Origin of the sequence: Sunxiuqinia indica, assembly GCF_009847015.1 — a bacterium.
Classification (GTDB): Bacteria; Bacteroidota; Bacteroidia; order Bacteroidales; family Prolixibacteraceae; genus Sunxiuqinia; species Sunxiuqinia indica.
Window position 1 is genome coordinate 305,718 of sequence record NZ_WVEM01000006.1, and the last position, 21,552, is coordinate 327,269.

Annotated in this window: 12 protein-coding genes and 2 pseudogenes; 4 read left to right on the forward strand and 10 right to left on the reverse strand. The window is 42.9% G+C overall.

Going from position 1 to position 21,552, the window contains the following annotated elements; all coding sequences use genetic code 11:
• The first annotated feature begins 64 nt into the window (after positions 1 to 64).
• The 3 genes and pseudogenes from GR929_RS21780 (at position 65) to GR929_RS11405 (ending at position 3,155) form a co-directional block, all read left to right on the forward strand.
• Positions 65 to 744 (forward strand): annotated as a pseudogene (locus tag GR929_RS21780) (sulfite exporter TauE/SafE family protein).
• Positions 741 to 1,526 carry a class I SAM-dependent methyltransferase gene (locus GR929_RS11400; RefSeq protein ID WP_262886047.1) on the forward strand — a complete coding sequence of 262 codons (786 nt, stop codon included), beginning with the start codon at positions 741 to 743 and terminating at the stop codon, positions 1,524 to 1,526. Before GR929_RS21780 ends, GR929_RS11400 begins: the two are co-directional and overlap by 4 nt.
• Positions 1,527 to 2,414: 888 nt before the next feature.
• Positions 2,415 to 3,155, forward strand: a complete 741-nt coding sequence (locus tag GR929_RS11405) for a DUF6261 family protein (RefSeq protein ID WP_159519869.1) — start codon at positions 2,415 to 2,417, stop codon at positions 3,153 to 3,155.
• A 414-nt stretch (positions 3,156 to 3,569) separates the two neighbouring features.
• Here the strand turns inward: GR929_RS11405 and GR929_RS11410 are convergent, their stop codons facing one another.
• From GR929_RS11410 to gldA, 3 genes and pseudogenes are all read right to left on the reverse strand, one after another.
• Entirely contained in the window at positions 3,570 to 6,227 is a 2,658-nt protein-coding gene (locus tag GR929_RS11410; protein ID WP_235934286.1) for a chitobiase/beta-hexosaminidase C-terminal domain-containing protein, read from the reverse strand.
• Positions 6,228 to 6,352: 125 nt separating this feature from the next.
• A pseudogene (locus GR929_RS22160) lies at positions 6,353 to 6,520 on the reverse strand (glycosyltransferase); the annotation flags it as partial.
• Between the two features lie 68 nt (positions 6,521 to 6,588).
• The gene (gene gldA / locus GR929_RS11420) at positions 6,589 to 7,503 is read right to left on the reverse strand and encodes a gliding motility-associated ABC transporter ATP-binding subunit GldA (RefSeq protein ID WP_159519873.1); all 915 of its coding nucleotides are present in this window, start codon (positions 7,501 to 7,503) and stop codon (positions 6,589 to 6,591) included.
• Positions 7,504 to 7,785: 282 nt separating this feature from the next.
• Between gldA and ispG the strand changes: the two genes are divergently transcribed.
• Entirely contained in the window at positions 7,786 to 9,648 is a 1,863-nt protein-coding gene (ispG, locus tag GR929_RS11425) for a (E)-4-hydroxy-3-methylbut-2-enyl-diphosphate synthase (protein ID WP_159519875.1), read from the forward strand.
• Here ispG and GR929_RS11430 read toward each other — a convergent pair.
• The 7 genes from GR929_RS11430 to GR929_RS11460 all read right to left on the reverse strand — a co-directional run bounded on the left by GR929_RS11430 (position 9,645) and on the right by GR929_RS11460 (position 21,545).
• Positions 9,645 to 10,274 carry an HAD family hydrolase gene (locus tag GR929_RS11430; protein ID WP_159519877.1) on the reverse strand — a complete coding sequence of 210 codons (630 nt, stop codon included), beginning with the start codon at positions 10,272 to 10,274 and terminating at the stop codon, positions 9,645 to 9,647. The two genes, ispG and GR929_RS11430, sit on opposite strands and share 4 nt — an antisense overlap.
• 90 nt (positions 10,275 to 10,364) lie before the next feature.
• Complete coding sequence (locus tag GR929_RS11435) at positions 10,365 to 12,137, reverse strand: family 16 glycosylhydrolase (protein ID WP_159519879.1); 1,773 nt, start codon at positions 12,135 to 12,137, stop codon at positions 10,365 to 10,367.
• A gap of 43 nt (positions 12,138 to 12,180) precedes the next feature.
• On the reverse strand, positions 12,181 to 13,011 hold the full coding sequence (locus GR929_RS11440; protein WP_159519881.1) for a glycoside hydrolase family 16 protein: 831 nt from the start codon (positions 13,009 to 13,011) through the stop codon (positions 12,181 to 12,183).
• An 84-nt stretch (positions 13,012 to 13,095) separates the two neighbouring features.
• Complete coding sequence (locus GR929_RS11445; protein ID WP_159519883.1) at positions 13,096 to 15,804, reverse strand: carbohydrate-binding protein; 2,709 nt, start codon at positions 15,802 to 15,804, stop codon at positions 13,096 to 13,098.
• Between the two features lie 82 nt (positions 15,805 to 15,886).
• Positions 15,887 to 18,139 carry a beta-glucosidase BglX gene (bglX, locus tag GR929_RS11450; RefSeq protein WP_159519885.1) on the reverse strand — a complete coding sequence of 751 codons (2,253 nt, stop codon included), beginning with the start codon at positions 18,137 to 18,139 and terminating at the stop codon, positions 15,887 to 15,889.
• A gap of 74 nt (positions 18,140 to 18,213) precedes the next feature.
• Positions 18,214 to 19,995 carry a PKD domain-containing protein gene (locus GR929_RS11455; protein WP_159519887.1) on the reverse strand — a complete coding sequence of 594 codons (1,782 nt, stop codon included), beginning with the start codon at positions 19,993 to 19,995 and terminating at the stop codon, positions 18,214 to 18,216.
• 20 nt (positions 19,996 to 20,015) lie between these two features.
• A complete protein-coding gene (locus GR929_RS11460; protein ID WP_159519889.1) occupies positions 20,016 to 21,545 on the reverse strand; it encodes a RagB/SusD family nutrient uptake outer membrane protein in 1,530 nt (509 codons plus the stop codon).
• Positions 21,546 to 21,552: the final 7 nt, after the last annotated feature.

The following is a 21,552-nucleotide window of genomic DNA, read 5'->3' on the forward strand; positions in this document are numbered from 1 at the left end:
TTCTCCTTTCGATTTAACAGCTTTACAATGGTTTTTCATGGCGGTTTGCGGCATGCTCATTGGCATGTCTAAAGTTGGGGTTCCGGGAGTCTCTCTCATCGTGGTTCCTATTCTGGCTTTTATATTCGGCGGAAAACAATCAACCGGTGTTTTGCTGCCCATTTTGATGATGGCCGACTTGTTTGGTGTGGGCTACTACCGCCGTCATGCCGAATGGAAATACCTGCTTAAAATATTGCCCTGGGCTTTTGTTGGAGTAGGCATTGCCCTGTGGGTTGGCGAGGTGGTAAACGATGAACAGTTTAAGGACATTATTGCCATTGTGGTTTTCATTTGCATTGGCCTGATGCTTTGGAAAGACCGCACAAAAAACGGTAGCCTTTTCCCCGACAGCTGGTGGTTTGCTGCACTCATGGGGGTTTTGGGCGGATTTGCCACCATGATTGGCAATGTGGCCGGCCCCATTTTGCCATTTATTTACTGGCTATGCATCTGCCCAAAAACAACTTTATTGGTACAAAAGCCTGGTTTTTTCTGATCATCAATTTCTGTAAGTTTCCCCTGCATTTATTCGTATGGAATACCATTAGCTGGCAGAGTTTAAAACTTGATCTGGTTACTCTCCCGGCCATTGCGTTGGGTGCTTTTCTGGGAATTTTGCTGGTGAAACGGATACCCGAAAAAGTTTACCGGGTAGTAGTCATCGCAGTTACGGCAGTTTCTGCCTTTCTATTATTAATTTGAACAACAATAAAACCGACGATACAAACAACTCCAGTTCGACAGAAATAACGACAAACGATATGAAACGCTTACAACAATTTTTCAACAAACACACAATCAAACAGGTATTGGATATTGGCACTGGCTCGGGTGACTTTGTAAAAATACTAAACGATACTTTTCAAGGCGAGGCTTCCATCATTGGGGTCGATCCCGGCGAGCAGTGGCTCAAGGAAGCCCGCAACAATTTCCCGCAGAACAACATCCGGTTTCAGTGCATGAGTGGCGAAAAGCTGGCGTTCGACGATCATACATTCGATGTGGTGAGCATTGCCAACGCCCTGCACCATTTGCAAGATACGACCACAACATTGAGCGAAATGAAACGGGTAATCAAGCCGGGTGGTTGGCTTATTATCTGTGAAATTTCGGACGGTGAGTTGAACGAGGCTCAGAAAAATCAGCAGCTGTTGCATCATTTCAAATCGTTTGTCGACCGCCTGCATGGCATCACCCACCGCGAAACCTATACCCCGGATGAGATCGATGCCATCATCGCCCAAAACCGGATTGACATACAGGAGTCGTTTACTCATTTAAAGATGAAGCAGCCCAAGTTTGAAGAGCAAATTCTGGATGAAAAATACGAGCAAATGAAAAGCCTGCTGGAAGAACTCCAAGGCCGTCCGGAGTATGAAGCAAAAAAGGATCAACTCCCGCTATTCAAAGAACGACTGCAAAAATACGGCTTTCAAATGGCGCCTCAGCACGTGGTGATTGGACAGGTTGAAAACGAAGATTAATAAGTTAAACCCGACCTTTTCAATGGGTCAAAAAGGTCGGGTTTAATTTAGCTTACAAATCGTGACTCTCGTTCTCCCTGCGTCAGCCCTCTGTTAGCCGAAAAGCTGACAGCTCTCCTGATTTTCAGAAAAAACAATATCCATCAACAACACTTGAGCCACTTGCAACGCCTGCACTGGTTTGTAAAATGCAATCATTCTGCCCGTCCGCAACAGAAAAAACCAGCGATATAATAACGACGAATAAACATTTTCTTTTCAGATTCCAGGTGCTTTCTGTTGATCCCGCTTTTGTATATAAGATTGAGCTGACTCCCGATGGTTTCCATCAAAAACGGTCACCAGTCAATCAATTCAACAGAATAACTGCTTTTAATAGCTTCTATTTAGTTTCATTAAAAATTGAAAAATTACAATTTATTGTGGTATTGTCGATTATAGCAAACGGATAAATCACGAAGCATCCAGCCTGTTTTATCGCTAGCAACTAATCATCAGCAGTTCAATTCCGGTTCTCATAAACTGAGTTTCCACCGCACATTTTTTAGGTGCCGGAAACTCAGTTTCCAGCTTGTTTTAAATTCAGTTCTTGAAATCGACCCGGTTTTTAGAGCAAAATGAATTGATTTACAGCTACCGACCCGGTATTCGGTCTCAACTGCTTTTGTTTATCCGATCGACCGGGTAGCTGAGCTAAACAAGTTTTGTTGGGAACGGAAACTCAGTTTCCAGCTTCAGCTATTTTTTTTCTCTTCACCAACCGGGTTTCCGGGAGCACTTAAGCTGGTTGCGTACAATTTATTTCAAATTACCGGCAGTTTATTATGATTATTTCAACATATTGTGTTAAATTAGACAACACCTATTAATCAAAAATCAATTTAATTTATGAGTTTAACACTTCAACCTTTACGATTTGCCAGCCTCACCAATATGGAAGCAGGGCAGCTCATCAACCGACATCTTACCGATGTAGGAAGTATTGATCCTGGTTTACGAACCGACGAGCCTTTTAACACTTACATTCAACAGCTAACGGCTCAAAGCACCACTTACGAGAAGGCCTTGGCGCAAGTACAAACACACGAAGAAACGTTGAGAATCAGCCGGGCCGATGATGACCGCGACAAAGCCGGCCGGGCCCTTGAACTGTGTGTAAAGCTGCATTTAATGTCGGACGATGAGGCTGAAGCAGAAGCTGCCCGCGGATTGAAAATTATTTTGCAGAACTTTAAAGGCTTATCCTCGCTCAACTACGAAGCAGAAACGATGGCCATTGACAAGTTGGCGGATGAACTAGGAAAACCGGCCAATAGTTCAAAGGTAGAATTGCTGAACATGGAGAGTTACATTACCCGCCTGACAACTAAAAACGAGGCGTTTAAAGCACACTTCGATAGCCGCATACAGTCGGAAGCACACGCCGAGGCTTATGACATGAAAGTGGTGCGCAAGGAAACATACCAGATCTATAAAGAATTTTGCAACTACGTGCTGGCCATGGCAAAAGCGCTTAAGACACCCTTGTTTATTCAGGCGTTAGACTTGTTGAATGCCGGCCGAAGCTATTATGCGAACATGCTGGCGCGGCAAGGCTCGGGCGGACACGAACCCCAGCAGCCAACGTAAAGTTATTTTCATTGGTTTTACTTACCCGAACCCGCTGAACTTGCATAAGAGTAGCGGGTTTTTTAGGCGTGAAAAAACAAGAATTTATTTCTTATCTGAAACAGCTCCATTATATCAGAATATCACCAATTAATCAACAAAACAAGCTTATTGAAATAAAAACAACTGCTTTTTACGAATAGACCTAATTTTACACCTCGTCTATTAATATGAAGCGAGCAGGCAAACGTTCTTCCGGCCCCGGAAGACAATTATAAGCGAGTTTCATCGGATACCTCACGAAAAACAAACGATTATAATTGCATAAACGAATTCAAACTTACAGAATGTAGTTCGTTCAACCAGTTTTAACCAAGGGATTATGCCATCGGACTGATCGTTTTCCGGAACCAGTCATCGATAGGCGAATCAATTTTAATTATCCAACTCTGATCCCCGCCTCAACTTACCAACATACCTGCAAATATCACCCCTGTTAGTAAGCCCCTCAAGCACATACGTGTAATTTGTTTTCGGGTCGGCCGCATAGAATTTAACGGTTGCTGTTCCCGATTCATCAATTTTTACATGTGGATTCCAATAAACAGTCGACCGCACGTCCGGATCGGTAGAAAATCGGATTGAATCGACCTCATATTTAGGCACATAAAATTCGCTTGGTTTCTGATAACCAAGCGGCATATACTTAACCACGCCTGCCAATTTACGAGCGCCAAAACTTCCACCCTCCTTCATTTCTATCAGAATAACGCCACCCATTCCACCGCCACCCTGGCTGTACATGGCGGCATTGGCACCATTCATGACAACAAGTTTGTCAATCTCGGATGAGTTAATTGTTGAAAGAAAAGACATTTCTGCTATCATTCCATCTACAAAAATTTCGGCCGGAGCACTTCCTCCTCTTATAAAAATCTGGTCGTTCGAATATGATACACCAGGTAAGGTTTTCACAATAAAATCAGCCGTTTGTCCAACCGGATACTTTCTGGCCAACGCCTCTTCATCAAGCACTGTGCTCGAAATTCCATATTCAACCATGTCCTTCGTCCGTTTGTCCGTTCCTTTTACCACAAATTCGTCCAACAGTATCATTCTTCCTTCACCTTCGAAAAAGATCCTTTCCTGAGCATTCTGAAGCAAACTCGCTGACAGTGGACTGACTCTCGCAGACAACCGGTTTTGGTTCGAGAATGGGGGAAATGAATCTTTATCAAGCTCAATAAATCCCGATGGCTCCTGCCGTATTTTGGTATATTTTTGCGATTGAATAGTAAAGACCGTGCTATCCGGAAAATCCAGTTCATTAAATAAAAAGTTCCCCGCTTCATCAGCTTTTGTCGAAACAGAGATTAAGGGATCAACGGCCAAAGCTGTAATTGGTACCCCTTCTCGTTTTCCTAAAAGGGCCGCTTCATAAGTACCAGAAAGTGTTTGTCCCACTTCCAGAAAATAACGAGGCCTGTCAAGTCTGTTATTAATGATATCACCAACGTCAAATCGCTGCCATCCTTGCGTCAACATCAGTAAGTCCAGGCAATAATTTGTCCTGTAATCATCCTTCATAAAGTAAAATGCCGGATCTTCCACATGCCCCTTTAAGTCCGAAGTCAATAGTAAATTCGAATAAATATTATCGGCTAACGAATCAGTCTCAACAACCAAATCGTCAGTCACCGACAAAGAGAAATTTCCGGTTCGCACGAGTGTGTCCTTACTTTGAAGATCTACCGCAAGCGTTACTGCTTCGCGCTTGGCATAATTGGCCTTATCAGACTGAACAGAAACGGTGACGGGATGATCCTTTTTTACAAAAACCAACCGACTGGAAACCGGATTCTTATTTCCGTCAACCAATACAAAATGAATAATTCCTTCGGGTAAGTTTTCGCCCGGAATGTTGTATTGCAACTTATCTACAAGCTGAGTGAAAAGCAAACTCTCGCCTGAATGGGCCAGGATGTAAAAAGGTTTGGGCAGATCGTCGCCCCTTCCCCGTATTTCAAGTTGCACAAAACTGCCAAGCCTTTTAACCGAGAAAGCCGCTCCCTGCAAAACTACCGGTGGCAAGCTAAAGCGCTTTGTTTGCCCTTTTGAGTTGGTCGCAAAAAACGCATACTCAGCGTCAATAAGCGGTTTAATTTTAAAGGCGCCCATTCCACGATGTTCACTTTTTACAAACGAAATAGTATCCGTTCCATTTTTAAGAATATACCCCGATACTTCAGTTGAATAACCGTCTTGTGCAATGGCTTTAAAAGCTACGTTGGTTTCTTTTCCTGCAAGAAACAAGCCCCCTTCCGGGAAAAACTGCAAATCAAAATCTTCTTTCGCGAATGCCGGAATAAAAAATTTGTTGGTATACGCTGTCGAACTGTTATCAAAAGCCACTTCAACAAACTGATTTTTCAGATCTGTACTTTCACGAACAAAATCAAATCTGATTTTTCCATCAGACCCTGTTTTCCTTTTGAATGTCTCTGTTTCATTGTCATCCAACTTCACTTTGCAGATGATCGCCATTTCTTCAATCGCTTCTCCCTCCTGATCAGAGAAACTTACAATTGCAGTGGTTTCCCCATCTTCATCTGTTTCGTAATCAATTTGTGAAACGATATCGCTTGGTTGAAGATTTACAATTTGGATTGTCTTGTGAAAAAAGAAATCGGAATCGTTGTTTAACATCCAGGTTGTATAAGCCCGAATGGTATATTCTCCTTCTTGAATCCCGGATTCCAATTTTATATTTCCAGCAAATGTTCCCTCTTGCTGCTTAATCTTCCTGCGTGCAATTAACTTCTCCGATTTATCAAAAAGTTCAACATAAATAAATCTACTCCAGGCAAGCGGTTCATGTCCTGATGCAGTTACCAGGTAACCTTTAAACCAAACTGTTGAGCCAGAACTATAGGTTGCCTTATCCAAATGCAGGTATAACTTTTCCATAGGAGGACGTTCCTTCATCTTTAAAAACCCGGAGTTTATAACACTTCCTATATCCTGACTATACGTTTTTGAACTAAAAGATACAAACAAAAAGACGATGATAAATTCGAAAAATACTTGCTTCATGGTTATGGTTAAAGGTTTTTCAATTTTAGCATAATATTTAATCAAATCAAATATTTTTTAACAAAAAAATCATGAGTTGGTGATTCTTCCTACCGCAGTCTTATCAGTTAAACCAACAGCTACATTCAATCGTAAAACAACTCCCTGCGCTTTTCTGAAAACAGTTTGATCCGCGAATCAGCACGGGCAAATTGCCGGTCAATTTCGGCGCTATTGTCGGTTGAATTGTTATCGACCGGCAGCAATTCAAACTCTTTGAACGATTGATCCGGGATGGCTTGAATAGCCCGGGCAAGTGTTTGTTCAGCCTGCTAAAATGGAAGGATGACAGAGATCGGCAGCTTGTTCATCAAACGAAACACTAAACACGGCGGGTTAATTCGCGAAATACGCTTTCCAGGCCGGCTTGCTTTTCATTCATCGTCAGAATAACCAGGCCATTGTCTACGGCGAATTGAAAAATGGCCGGTCGCAAATCGCGGTCATCCAAAGCTGTCAGCAGCAGTGCTTTCTCCGAGAGCAGCTCAATTGTATCCGCACCGTCCAGCGTTTGCCAGGCTTCTTTTTGTATCGGAGTTGACAGCTCAACCAGTACCTGTTGTTTGGAGATCAACTGCCCGGAGCGAACCTGATCAACGGTACCATCAGTCACAATTTTTCCTCGATTAATGATAATCACCCGGTTGCAGATAGCCTCCACTTCTTGCATAATGTGAGACGAAAAAAGTACGGTTTTCTCCCGACTGATTTGCCGGATCAGTGAGCGGATTTCATCCAGCTGGTTCGGATCAAGCCCGGTTGTCGGCTCGTCTAAAATCAATACCGAAGGATCATGAATCAACGCTTGAGCCAGCCCTACCCGCTGACGATATCCCTTTGAAAGTGCACCAATCTTTTTGTGCTGCTCCAAGCCCAGCCCCGTCATTTCGATGGCCTCAGCAATCTTTTGCTTTTTGTTTGAAAGTTTGTAGAACCCGGCGGCAAAACTCAACGATTCCCTGACATACAAGTCGGTATATAACGGATTGTTCTCGGGTAAATAACCAATCTGATTGCGCAGCTGATAATTTTCCGGTGTCATGGCTTCACCATTCAAGATCACCTGCCCTTCGTCAGGCGCCAAAAATCCTGTTATAATCTTCATCAGGGTCGACTTTCCTGCACCATTCGGACCCAAAAAACCAACCAATTCACCGTCATTAAATCCAAAACTCACATTATCAAGCGCTTTCTGGCTTCCATAGGTCTTCGTAACTGTTTCAACTTGTACCGGCATACAAAATAAAGTTTGATCAAAAGTAAGTGATTTCAACCAAACCAAAAAGCTGATAAAAAGGCTAAAAATTAAGCTTCCCGTAATGAATATGTCATTCTTGTTAGCTTTCTTTGCTATCCTGAAAAAGAATCAAGAAAAAAGAAAAACCTCGAGTTGTGTAAGAATCACACAAATACCACCCATATAAAAAGATTTGTATTCGCTGTGCGTGGAATTTAAGCTTTGGGATTTTTTATTTCTTAACTTTAAATTAACTTTGTGGCGCTCAAACTAGAGGTGGTAATGAAAGATCGGAATTTTAATTATATCAAAGACTTAACGAAGTATCAACGTCAGGTAACCAGCCCTGTGCAAATCGGTAATGTCCCGATGGGAAGTGAATATCCTATACGTGTGCAATCGATGACCGACACAGATTCTCGGGACACAGATGCCACCGTTGATCAAATTGTACGGATTATTAAAGAAGGTGCAGACTACGTTCGCGTAACTGTAAAAGGCATTAATGACGCTGAAAACCTGAAAAACATTAAGAAGGAGTTAGTTGCCAGAGGCTTCGAAACTCCCTTGATTGCTGATATCCATTTTAATCCCCGTTTAGCTGAAGTTGCAGCACGATTTGTATCGAAAATCCGAATTAATCCGGGTAACTTTTACGATAAGCGCGCCCGGTTCGAGCATCACTTATACACCGATGCCGAATACAAAGAGGAATTACGCAAGATTGAAGACCAATTTATTCCCTTCCTCGGCATCCTGAAAAAAACCAATACGGCATTGCGAATCGGTGCAAACCAAGGATCGCTGTCAGATCGGATTATGAGCCGTTTTGGAGATACTCCCGCTGGAATATCAGAATCGGTGATGGAGTTTTTGCGCATTTGCAAGAAAGTAAACTTCAACGATGTTGTGATCTCCATCAAGTCGAGTAATACCCGAATGATGGTGTATACCGTTCGTCTGCTCAACAAAAAAATGCGCCTGGAAGAGATGAAATTTCCTCTCCACCTGGGGGTAACCGAGGCTGGCGAAGGAGAAGACGGAAGAATCCGATCAGCTGTTGGGATTGGCGCTCTGCTGGTTGATGGCATTGGTGATACCATTCGTGTTTCGCTAACTGAATCGCCTGAAAAGGAGATTCCGGTTGCCCAAAAAATTATTGGACATGTTCAAACCTATAAAGGACATGAGCCCATCAAAGCCCCTCTTTTTGCTCAAACCAATCCATTTGAATACGAGCGTCGGTCTGTTCGCCCGGTGATGGGTATGGGAGGCAAGCAAGTGCCGGTTGTTGTTGCCGATTTACGTGACCGAAGCATCTCTGAGATTCTTCCATTGCGCGGCAAGCAGATTCCGGAGTACTTTTTGAAAAATGATGAGGTACTTGACCTGGAGGGTAATTCGTATCCCATCCTTTCAGTTGAAGAATATTTGTTTGGTGGCTCACATTGGGGACAGATGAAATTCATCCGCACCAACAAGCCCGAGTTTGATCGTTTTATGACCGAAAATCCGGAGATTATTACCAAGCTTAAGCAGACCCGCAAAACAGTTCTGATTCTTGAAAGTTTCAATAAAAATCCACTGTCTGAATTACGAGCCTTTTTTATGAGTTTAGAAACCCATATTTGGAAAGTGCCTGTAATTATCTACCGCAAATACAAGGAAAAAAGGCTGGATGATTTGCAGATCAAATCGGCAGTTGATTTGGGCGGCTTATTGCTGGACGGTTATGGTGATGGAATTTGTATTACCAACGAAGGCGACAACATCACCTTTACCGATCTGAAAGATTTGAGCTTCTCGCTATTGCAGGCTAGCCGGATGCGGGTAACTAAAACGGAATTTATTTCCTGCCCGGGTTGTGGCAGAACCTTATTCAACTTGCACGAAACGACTAAAAATATCAAGGAGCACTTTAAACATCTCAGCCACCTTAAAATTGGAGTCATGGGTTGTGTGGTAAATGGTCCGGGCGAAATGGGTGATGCCGACTACGGTTTTGTAGGAGCCGGTCCCGGCAAGGTAAACTTATATAAAGGTCAAACCCTCAAAAAGCGTCACATTCCTTTCGAAAACGCCGTTTACGAACTGGAAACCCTCATTAAAGAGAATGGTGACTGGAACGAGCCGGAAGACAATTAATCAGCAGCAAAAATTTCGTGTAAGCTTTTTTCGGGAGTTAGGTGCACAGCGTGCATCCCTACTTTCTGAGCCCCTTTCACATTATCTTTGGAATCGTCGATAAATAGCGTTTCCCGTGGACTCAAGCCTGCATTATTCAAAACAATTTGAAACGATTCCAAGCTTGGTTTTCGCTTTTGAATGACATGGGAGTAAAAATCCTTTTCAAACAATTCGGTAATCGAATATCCAAATTTTTGATGAAACAGGTGATGAAAATACTGCCAATGAATGTTGTTGGTATTGGAGAATAGGTACAACTGATAATCCGCCTGCAGTGCCCTCAACAACGCAATCCGGTCAACAGGAAAATCGATCAGCATTGCACACCAGGCCGTGTCAATAGCATGATCAGTAACCTCTTGAGACAATAACTTACGCACGCCATCGCGAAATTCATCATCGGTCAGCAATCCTTCTTCCATGTTCAGAAAGACCTCGTGTTTGTACCCCCAGCCACCGGGTTTTATGACATCGGTCAACCCCAGTGCTTTAAACGCTTCAATAGAGCGATCGGGGTCGATATCCAGCAAAACACCACCTAAATCGAAAATAATATTTTGTACTCCTTCCGGAACTTGCTTCATGTTATTCAATTTTCTATTTCAATCATACGTTGTCACAAATCTATTCAATGTATTTCTTGTAACAGAAAATTGGAAGCTAAGTTTAACGATTTATTGAAGCAAAATGCGCCGGGTATGCTGTCCGTTTATTTTTAACAGGTAAACTCCGGGAGTCAGCTCCCCCAGATACAGTTGATAGCTTTTATCGCTAACATCACTTTTTGACAGGATCATATTCCCTTGCAATGAATAAAGCCGGATTTCATGAATCCGTGAAGTAGAAGTGATCGTGACAAACCCGCTGGCAGGAACAGGAAAAACCTTGAACTCGGTGTCGGATACCAGCTCTTCGATTGCGGTATTGACCGGAACTTGCAAGCGCATATTTTTTAGTTGAAAGGCTCCGCTTCCACTTTTTCCAAAAATACCATAATTGAAATACACGCGTATTTGTGCCACCCGATCAATTCGAAAGGAGCCATCAGCACTTGCTGTAAACAGATGGCTATAAGCGTGAAAAGAGCCATCCAACTCAAACGAATCAATTTTAAACAGGTCTGAAAGTTTGACACTCCCATCAACATCAACCAAATCAATTCGCATGTTGGAAGGTGGATTCGCCGGATCAACTTTCAGGTCGAAAGCCAATTGGTTAATTTCAGACAAGTCGAACAAGCCATCAAAATCATAATAAACAGAGGGATTCTGAGATGGCTTGCTTATCTGAAATGCAACAGCCAGATTTCCATTCTCTTCCGACAAGCCTACTGTATTGTCAGAGCCAGGAGTTGCTCCCCAAAGCAACTCCTGGTCTTCATTCAGAATTGAAATTTCCAACTGCTCCGCGTCTGGTTTAACCAAGTAGTTTGCGTGAAAGATATCGGAAACAACCGTATCACAACTCGTAAAAACTTCCACCTGAATATCACCGGGCGAATCGTTCCACCGGACTGAAGCAGCATTTGTACCCTCTCCACTAATTACCGTTACTCCCTCCGGAAAATGCCATTTGTATTGAGCTCCCTGAACAGCGTTAATAGAATAAGTTGGCTCATCGCCCGCTGCATTGATTGTTGGTCCCTGAACCACAGGCTGAGCCATCTTATCGTTGTAAACCCGAACGTAGTCAACCTCCATCACGGCTTCAGTCAGGTTTGGATCAATGCCCTGAGCTCCTCCCCAGTCGCCGCCAATGGCAATATTTAACAACAAATGAAAGCGTTTATCAAAAGGCCATTCTTTATAGGTTTTATTTTCATTATTGAAGGTAAAATACAGCTGATCATCAACATACCACTTCATGTCTTCAGCTGTCCATTCAATAGCATAAACATGAAAAACAGAATTGGCATCGTCAACCGTAATGCTTCCCCCTTTTTGTGTGCCAATGCCGTGATTATAGGCTTCTGTGTGGATGGTTCCATGCACCACTCCGGGATCGTATCCGACGTGCTCCATGATGTCTATTTCGCCACTGGCGGGCCAGCCACCATATTCCCAGTCGGTTGGTAACATCCAAATGGCAGGCCAGGTACCTTTCCCTGAAGGAAGTTTTGCTTTCACTTCAATACGTCCGTACAACCAATCGCCTTTATCCCGTGTCACCAATCTTGCCGAAGTCCAACTGCCACTCGCCTTCGTGGCTTTAATGTGCAAATGGCCATTTTCAACCCATGAATTTGTCCGGTTGTTCGTATAAGTTTGTAATTCATTATTTCCCCAGCCACCGCCGCCTGTGTCGTAGTTCCATTTAGCAGTCGATGGAGCTCCGTCGGTATCGAACTCGTCACTCCAAACCAGGCTCTCACAGCCTGAATCCTGTGCCCGAACACTGATCAAACCACCAACCAACAAGATCGCACCTATAAATAGAATTTTTTTCATTCTTGCTCTTTTACATTGAGAAAGGAACTAAACGAATTGAAGTTTATTTTTTTTGATATACCCGAACGTAATCCACTTCCATTGATCGAGGGAATATGGAATAATCAATTCCTTTTGCTCCTCCCCAACTACCTCCAACTGCCACATTCAATAGCAAGTGAAACGGCTTATCGAACGGCCACTCTTTGTATCCTGTTCCTTCATTTTCAAAAGTGAATACATGCTTTCCGTCAACAAAAACCCGATATTGATCTGGCTCCCACTCCAGCTGGTACAAATGGTATTGGTCGTAACAGGTCGGCACAACAATTGTATCGCCACGCTGGGTATTGATTTTGTGATTGTAAGCCTGAGTATGTGCGGTGGCCAAAATCGTATCAGGCATGTATCCCACATTTTCCATAATATCGATCTCCCCGCTGGCCGGCCAACCTCCGTATTCCTTGCCAGTAGGCAACATCCAAATGGCGGGCCACAAACCACGCCCTTCGGGAAGCTTTGCACACACCTCAACTTTTCCATACAGCCAATCGCCTTTACCTTTTGTTATTAACCTTGCAGACGTAAACTTATGATCCTTGTAATTTTCTTTGATTGCGGTAATAACCAGCTTGCCGTCTTTTACCTCTGAATTTGCCATTCGACGGCTGGTATAATACTGTTCTTCATTATTACCCCAGCCCCATTCATTTCCTTTGGTATCATAGCTCCACTTGGATGAATCAGGCAGTCCCTCGTAATCAAACTCATCTGCCCACACCAGCTTATAGCCATCCTGACTATTCTCACCCTCTTTCTCTTTTTCTGAATTACAAGCTATTCCGGATACCAGAATAAACAGAACAGAAATCAGAGACAATCCATTTAATTTCATGTATTTATAATTGTTTTCTTTTCAAATGCATCGTATGCAAATCGCATAACAATCATGCTCGTTCCATACTGACAATTGTTAAGACTAGTTCATTACTATAAATTTTTTGCTCGTGTACTTTTTATCTCCTTCAACTTGCAAAAAATAGATTCCTCCCGGCAGTCCATTTATATCTAGAACTGCTTGATTGGTTCGCTGCGATTTCTCCGTTTTTAATACCTCACCTAATAAGTTACAAATCCGCAATTGATAGTCAGCCTTTGGAGTTGCATCAAAATTGACGTATAGCTTATTTATTGCAGGATTTGGATAAACCCGGTATCCATCATCCTTTCTTTTAATGTCTGAGGTTGTTGTACTAAAATCAAACTCAAACCAGTTGAGATTATGCTCTCCCTGTTTAACCAACATGCGAATAAAATAATACCCTTCATCAAGATGAACACTGGTTGACTGATCTTCCCATTTTTGCCATCCTCCGGTCGAAAAAAACCTCGTCGTGTCGAGCGAAGTGAAACTTTCTCCATCCCCAACCTGAAGTATCATTTCAGCATCAGACTTTTCAGTTGCTACCCGATAATCTAATTTGTAATTACCGGCTTTAGTTACATGCACTTCATAATCCAAATACTTGTCAGCACCAGCATAAGCGGTATTTTGACCACCTCCAATATCATTGCAGTCTTCAAGTGCAAATCCGTTGTTGTGATAAAAATCCTCTGCCTGTATTTTACCTGGAATTACATGGGTGACAGGAAGCCTGTTTTGAACCACAAGTTCTGAAAACTCAGTCAGGTTTTGTGTGCCTGATTTTACTGATGTACCACTGTAGGATACTTTAATTTCGTTGTCGGAATATACTTTTGTGTCGTGCGTTAAAATAAGCACATTCGATAAAGCCAAATCTTTGCTGACTGACTCCAAGTTAACCGGAGTTTCATCAATCATCAACTCAAAATCGCTCGAAATCAACTCATCATCGGTATTTGTAATATTCTTGTTTAAAGCGATGCAAACCTCAAATCCATCTTCAGAGGTACGGGCCGACGAAGCTTTAAAATCAACCTCTTTAGCCGATTTTGGATCGGTAAATTTAAAATAGTTTAGATTAGAACTTCCTTCATCAATGACACATTTAACCTTGATCTTTCCTCCCGGAATGACGATATTTTCAAAAGTAACAGTCTCCCATTTTTGCCATCCGCCTGTTGCCGGCAAATCTAACTCTCCGGAGACATTAGCTCCATTAACTTCGAAGTGCATTTTTGATCCGCTTCCGCCGGAAGCATGTCGCACTGAAAGCGTGTAAATAGCGGTGGAATCGGTGCTGAGTGAATATTGCATCCATTCACCTTTGTCTGTCCACCCAACGCTATAGCCATTTGTAATATCTTCCGCACCCTGGATCGTTTCAATATCAACACCATCGTTTCGCAATCCCCATCCGTTGTTCCATGCATTCCATTCTCCTCCGTAATTCGCCACAACTTTGTCAAAGTACGCAACTCCATTTTTTCCTAAATCGAAATCACTAAAGAAAATGGGCTCAGACAATTGATGCTGTTTGAAAGGAATCACCGCATCGGTATGTGGCTGTCTCATCATGGCGTCAATCACGTCGTACTGTACGGTGCAGTTTTCTATTTTATGGTTTTCAGCCCATTGCATAAGCGCATCATAAGCCTTACTCTCCGTTGGTGCCGTCGATATTTCACCTTTCCAATATTTCACTAAATCTTCATATCCCTTATTTATAGGGACATTCAATACATTATTAATTCCGTTCTTTTTTACCGGCCACCACGACCAACCAATATTATTTGTTTCGCATGTTGTAATAAATTCGGTGAACCAGGTATTTGAGTTTTCCCCGGACTCTCCCATCCAAATTGGCACGTTGTGTTCATCTCTGAGGGTTAAGACCCAGTCCAGATCAGCTGTTGACGTACCGCTCCAATACTTATGAAAACTATAAGCCATGTTATCATCCCATGGGGGAGTTAAGCCGGAGAAATCGTTTGCCCAGCTGTTTCCTTCTATAAATATGATATGGTTGGTGTCCACCTCACGAATAGCATTTGTAATCTGCCCAAAAAGCTCACGCATTTGCGAATTGTTACCCTCAGGAAATGTCCAGTTGGTTTCGTTAATTAAGTCATATCCACCAATCCAGGTCTCACTGCTATACCTTTCGGCCAATTTTCTCCATAACGCCACTGTTTTATCTTTATTAGCCTGGCTTTCCCATAGCGATGGTTTAGAGGGATCATAATCCGAAATATCGGCATTTGCCCCTTGTCCTCCCGGAGCTCCGTGCATGTCAAGGATCAGGTACATCTCATTTGCCTCACACCAATCCAACAGGTTATCGATCATTTTAAACCCTTTAACCAGCCAGGTATTTACACCAGGAGTTAATTCGTCTTCAATTGGTGGGGTAAACCATTTGTAGTGCATGGCAACCCGAACGCTATTAAAGCCCCATGCTTTCATTGAATCAACATCAGTTTTTGTAAAGTGATTAGCCAACCAGGTCTTAAAAAAGACATCGGTTTTCTCTGCTCCGATTGTTTCAATCAACTTGGCCCTAATTTCATGTTGAGTTCCGGCAAAACCATCTGTTTTCATCATATAGCCTTCCATCAACATCCAGTTCCCGGTTCCAATCCCTTTCAAAATAAAGTTATCGCCGTTACCATCAACGATGTTTTTACCATCGACGTGCAAATATTGAGCGGACGCCCAGTTTGAAATAACGAGTAAAAGGATGGTAATTTTGACGGTTAACTTCATTGTGTGTCTTTAGTTTATCTTCTATGATCAGGCTTAGTTTCACTACCTGACCATAGAAGATTTTAAATTTAGTTGATATCTGTTAGTTGATTGAAAATTCATTATGCAGGCCGTCTTTTGAGTTGGTTCCCACCCAAATATCAAAATCACCGGGCTCAATAACGTAATCTGTTCCATTAAAGAACTCTAAATCTTTTGCGCTCAACATCAACGTTACCTGCTTGGTTTCACCTGGTTTTACATTTACTTTTTTGTATCCTTTTAATTGTTTTACCGGACGTGTCAGGCTAGCAAAACGGTCGCGAATGTATAATTGCACCACCTCGGATCCTTCATATTTTCCTGTATTTTTTAGGGTTACTGAAACTTCAATCGAGCCATCTGCCTCCATTGTTTTCGATGATAATTTAAGATCAGAATATTCAAAGGTGGTATAGCTTAATCCATATCCAAACGGGAAAAGTGGTTCAAACCCGGCATCCAGGTAATGAGAAGTATTTCCCAGTGAGGTTTGCCCTGCTTCGACCGGAATTTCATCGATGTGAGTCCAATTGCTATAATCAGCCGGACGGCCTGTATTTTTATGGTTGTAATAGATCGGAATCTGTCCTACTGTTTTGGGGAAAGTGACAGGCAATTTTCCAGACGGAACTGTTTCTCCAAAGATCATTTCAGCCAATGCCGGTCCTCCCATGGTTCCGGGAGCCCATGCGTATAAAATGGCATCTGCTTTATACAAGGCATCCTCAATAGTCAGCTGTCTTCCGGCCATAATAACCAACACAATCGGTTTTCCGGTTTCAACCATGGCATCCAACAACTGCGACTGTGCACCACGGAAGTTTAAATCGGCCAAGCTGTGTGCTTCACCAGATAGAATAGACTCTTCACCTAAAAACAACAGCACAGCATCTGATTTTTCAGCCGCTTGAATGGCAGCTTCAAATCCGTCCGTGTTTTTTGTGCGGCTGGTTGCCAATCCTTCAGCAAAATTGACTTTCCCGGCACCCAGCAGTTCTGTTAAGGCGGTATAAGGAGTGACCGTATTTTCCTTTTTACCATCGAACACCCAAGTTCCCATTTGATCGTGTGGAGCATCGGCCAACGGACCAATTACTGCTACCGAATTAATGTCTTTGGATAGGGGTAGAATTTCATTTTTATTTTGAAGTAATACAAAGCTTTCGCTTGCTGCTTCTTTTGCAATCGCTTTATTTTTTTCTGAAAGGATTGTTTTTTCTGCTAATGTCTCATCGGTATAAGGGTGATCAAATAGTCCCAAGCGGAACTTGACACGCAAGATATTACCAACATACTTGTCGATGGTTGCCATCTCAATTTTGCCTTCGTCCAGTAGTTCCTGAACATTATCCAAATAGCATCGACTAACCATTTCCATATCAACGCCAGCTCGAAGTGCTTTATAGCCGGCTTCTTTCGTATCTTTTGCATATCCGTGAGCAATCATTTCGGCGATCGACGCCCAATCGCTTACCACCATACCATCAAAACCCCACTCTTCGCGTAAGATCGTTTTAAGTGTAAACTCGTTACCAGTGACGGGAACACCATTTAAATCGTTAAAGCCTGACATAAATGTGGCGACACCAGCATCAGCAGCTGCTTTAAACGGAGGTAAGTAATCATTCCGAAGTTGGTTCTCTGGAATGTAAGTTGTATTGTAATCACGACCGCCTTCTGCAGCTCCGTAACCAACATAGTGTTTTGCACAAGCTGCAATGGTTTTCGGATCGCTTAAATCGTCACCTTGAAAACCCTGCACCATTGCTTTTGCCATTACCGTGGACAGATAGGTATCTTCGCCACAACTTTCGGCAATACGGCCCCAGCGCGGATCGCGGGACACATCAATCATTGGTGCAAAAGTCCAATGAACTCCTTCAGATGCTGCTTCTTCTGCAGCCACGGCCATTGCCTTGGATGTCAGCTCAGCGTTCCAGCTAGCCGCCATTCCCAAAGGAATTGGTGTAATTGTCCGATAGCCGTGAATGACATCACGACCAATGATAATCGGTATTCCCAAACGACTTTCTTCAACAGCAATCCGTTGTAGTTCATTAATTCGTTTGGCACCGACCAGGTTTAAAATAGAGCCAACCTTTCCTTCTTTAATAGCTTGCTTGGTTTGCTCGTCACCTCCAAATTGATATGGATCAAACTGAGCCATTTGCCCCAGTTTTTCATCCAGTGTCATTTTTGAAATGAGTTCCTCTATCTTCTTCTCTGTTTGTTCATCCTTCACCGGAGAAACCGTTGCAACAGCCTCGGTTGAAATTAGTAATCCGATTATTAAAAATAGAAATGTTGTTTTCATGTTTTAAGGGGGTAAGAAACCCAGCCTGCCCGATATCGGGCAGGTTAGGTTTTCAATTTAAAATCAAAGTGTAACTAATTTATTTTTGTCGACTTAATTCCCTCTACGTGAGGACCAGACAATTCATCGAGATAGAATTCGTGTGTGCCTTCTCCGTTACCTGGATTCAGCATGATCCGAACGATATCATAATAATCGTGGTTATAGCGATTATCAGTCGTAACATCACTAGCCATCAATGGAGCTAATCCTGCATCCCATGATAGATCAGCAGTTCCCGCTCCAGAAAAATCATAGTCAGCTAGTTCCCAGGTATTGTCATTCTGAATGGTGTAAGTGAGCTCCACACCTGTTTGCCAGGCATTTCCACCCATATCCGTATTTTCCAATTTCAACAGTACCACATCACCCGCATTTCCATAAACCATAATTCTGAAGGTTGAGATTGATCTCAGGTCAAAACGGTATCCTGCCGGAAGCTGCATATTTGCATTTGCCCACTGATTATCAGTTTTCGAGTAAAAAGCAACGTTTGCACTTCTATTGGGATAAATGCGACTTGGATTGTCGGATTTTGCAACAAAACAGTCTTCACCAACGATTGGCGCTAACTGCACTTCGCTAAAGTCGTTATACATAACCATTTCGTCCAATAAAAATGGAACGTAATCCGGGTGATTGGCATCAACAGTTACGGATTCAAAAAGATTCAAGTCTCCAATTGATGTGCTTACTAGCGCGCTGATCATGTAAGTTCCGGCACGCATGTATGTATGCGAAACCACATCGGTATTACTGTCAGCAACAACTGTCTCTCCATCTCCAAAGTCGAAAATCACTCCATTAATCGCTTGCCCTGCTGGGATATCCATATTAGTCAATGAAGCCTCATAGGTATTCACTTCAGTTGCAGAAACATCAGTCACCAAAAGTTCAGCTGTTACAGAAGGTTTCACATAGCCTTTTGGAATCAGTTGATAATGCCAAGCGTTACCTTCAACACGGTCAATGGCAACTAGCTCTAACAAGTTTTCTTCGATTTTCAAAACCTCGTATGAACCATTGACAGCACCTACATCGAAACAGGGAAACATGGGAGTAGGTCCAGAAAGTGCCAAATACCACTTGCCATCTCTTTCCTCTAAAAACCAACTACCGGGTTGCGGACTGTAGTCAACTACAAAATCAGAATCATCTTCATATCCATTACTGTAAGCTGGATCATCTGCTACAAAACCCTTCACATAGCTTTGTCCGTGATTAGTCAATGTTGCACCAAATCCATTCACCTGAAAGTTAATTTCATCATCGTACAAAACACCAACAGCTTGCTTTGCCAATGGATCAGCATTCCACCATTCCAAACCATTGGAACCGGCTGGTCCAACCCCAAGGTGTCCCTTGGCTAAACTATCCAACACCCAGGTTTTTCCATCCAAGTCATCAACGCCACCACTCAGGAAAATAAATTCTTCGCTGGTAAAAATAGAGTAGTCCGTTTCTTCCTGAACAATCTGAGCAACTACTTTCTGAGTAGATGCTCCCGTATTGGTTGTAATGGTCAGGGTCACATCGTAGGTACCAGGAAGCGGATAATAAGCTTCAACCTCATTCCCTTCAGCGACACTACCGTTTCCCAGGTCCCATTTTACCAGATGAATACCAGAAACTTCAGTATTGTTAACCATATTGAAATGGTACGCATCACTTCCCTGACTGACATTTGCCATTACCTCCTCTTCTGAAGGAGGGTAACTTTCTCTGGCATCGCCCGAGTCAAATTCTTGCGGTTCGCAAGCGGTAAATAGCATTGCCAACATAGACATTAGCAAGCTAATTTTAAATATATTTTTCATCGTTTTTTCAATTTTAGCGATTAATAACCATCATTTTGAACTAGCTTGAACTCCCCTTCCGTTTTGTCGATTTCTGACTGAGGAATTGGCAGGTACTTTTTATTAGCATCCCACGTACGGGTTGAAGAATATTCAGGAAGGTTTTCAGTTAAGGTACTGCCTTCACCCCAGCGAACGAGGTCCCAGAAGCGCATGCCTTCACCCAGAAACTCACGACGTCTTTCAAGCTTAACTAATTCCGCAGTTGGTGCTACAGGATCCAAGCCAGCGCGATCTCTGATTTCGTTGATAGCAACTTCGGCCGTCAACTGTCCGACAGGAGCCACACCATGAATTACGATTAATTCAGCAGCATTCAGCAAGACCTCAGCATAACGGAAGATCCGCAGGTTGTTTTCGTAGTTCAGGTCAACATCACCCGGTGGCTCATTATAGCCTTTGCGAGCAGCATATTTGCCCATAAAATAACCAGTATTCTGAAAACGTGGCGTATAGGTTCCATCAGCAAAATGATTGATTGAAGCAGCCAGTCGCTCATCTCCATCTTCAAAAATATCGACTAACTCAGAACGTACGGGTCCGAAACCCCAGCCACCTTGGAAAACTGACAAGCCACTTAACTGGTCAGCTCCACTCAATCCGTTTGGTGAGATAAAAGCAGGCAAGTTGGTTCCAAAACCAGTCCAACCATCGGCCCATGTTTTACCGCCATATTCACCTGGAAGATGATTTGCTTCCAGAATGGATCCGGCACCAAACTCACCTTCTCTGGTCCAAATAGATGCGAAGTTAGCCAAGCTATATTCGCCACTTTCATAAATTGCATTCATGTCGGCCAATACTTCAGCGTACTTAGACTCGTCGTTTTGATACATCACTACGCGGGCTTTCAGCAGCATAGCAGCAGCTTTAGTTGCCCGTCCTTCTTTAGCACCGGACGCATTCATTGGCAGCTTGTCACCTTCCAATGCAAAATTGACATCTTCAATAATTTCGGCGTATATTTCATCAGCCGTATATTGACGTGCAAAATAAGGTTCAGCCAAATCTTCTTCGAAATAAGGAATATTACCCCAAAACTTCCACAACCAATGCATGTAATAAGCACGTAGGAAGTGAGCTTCGGCATTGTATTGGGCCAGACTGGCTTCATCAACGCCTACCGCATTTTCGCATGCCGAAATAGCATTATTACAACGAGCCAGTGCGTTATAGTAAATCGTCCAAAGGCCTTCGGGTAATTCGGTCGGAGTGGCATCCAACTGCGACAAGCGGTACAATTGCCCCTGATCACCAGCGTCACCACCACCTTTGAAAATATCATCTGAGCGAAGGTCAGACATCAGAACGATACTATTATAGTTATTGTTTGCATAACTATCGAACAGTAGAACCTGGTAACAGGAGCCTAAGTTTGATAAAATAGCACCCTCAGTTGCTGTTCCTCCTGACGCCTGAGAATCAGTCGGATAATTTGTAAGGAAATCATCCGTGCACGATGTAAATCCCAATATCGCAATAAAGACTATTGCTTTAATATATTTATTCATAACTTCT

Bases quoted from the DNA above. Each gene is read 5' to 3' on its own strand.
- GR929_RS11455 (WP_159519887.1), bottom strand. From the start codon at position 19,995: ATGAAAAATATATTTAAAATTAGCTTGCTAATGTCTATGTTGGCAATG.
- GR929_RS11445 (WP_159519883.1), bottom strand. From the start codon at position 15,804: ATGAAGTTAACCGTCAAAATTACCATCCTTTTACTCGTTATTTCAAAC.
- GR929_RS11435 (WP_159519879.1), bottom strand. From the start codon at position 12,137: ATGAAAAAAATTCTATTTATAGGTGCGATCTTGTTGGTTGGTGGTTTG.
- bglX (WP_159519885.1), bottom strand. From the start codon at position 18,139: ATGAAAACAACATTTCTATTTTTAATAATCGGATTACTAATTTCAACC.
- GR929_RS11440 (WP_159519881.1), bottom strand. From the start codon at position 13,011: ATGAAATTAAATGGATTGTCTCTGATTTCTGTTCTGTTTATTCTGGTA.
- GR929_RS11430 (WP_159519877.1), bottom strand. From the start codon at position 10,274: ATGAAGCAAGTTCCGGAAGGAGTACAAAATATTATTTTCGATTTAGGT.
- GR929_RS11460 (WP_159519889.1), bottom strand. From the start codon at position 21,545: ATGAATAAATATATTAAAGCAATAGTCTTTATTGCGATATTGGGATTT.
- GR929_RS11410 (WP_235934286.1), bottom strand. From the start codon at position 6,227: ATGAAGCAAGTATTTTTCGAATTTATCATCGTCTTTTTGTTTGTATCT.
- ispG (WP_159519875.1), top strand. From the start codon at position 7,786: ATGAAAGATCGGAATTTTAATTATATCAAAGACTTAACGAAGTATCAA.
- gldA (WP_159519873.1), bottom strand. From the start codon at position 7,503: ATGCCGGTACAAGTTGAAACAGTTACGAAGACCTATGGAAGCCAGAAA.
- GR929_RS11405 (WP_159519869.1), top strand. From the start codon at position 2,415: ATGAGTTTAACACTTCAACCTTTACGATTTGCCAGCCTCACCAATATG.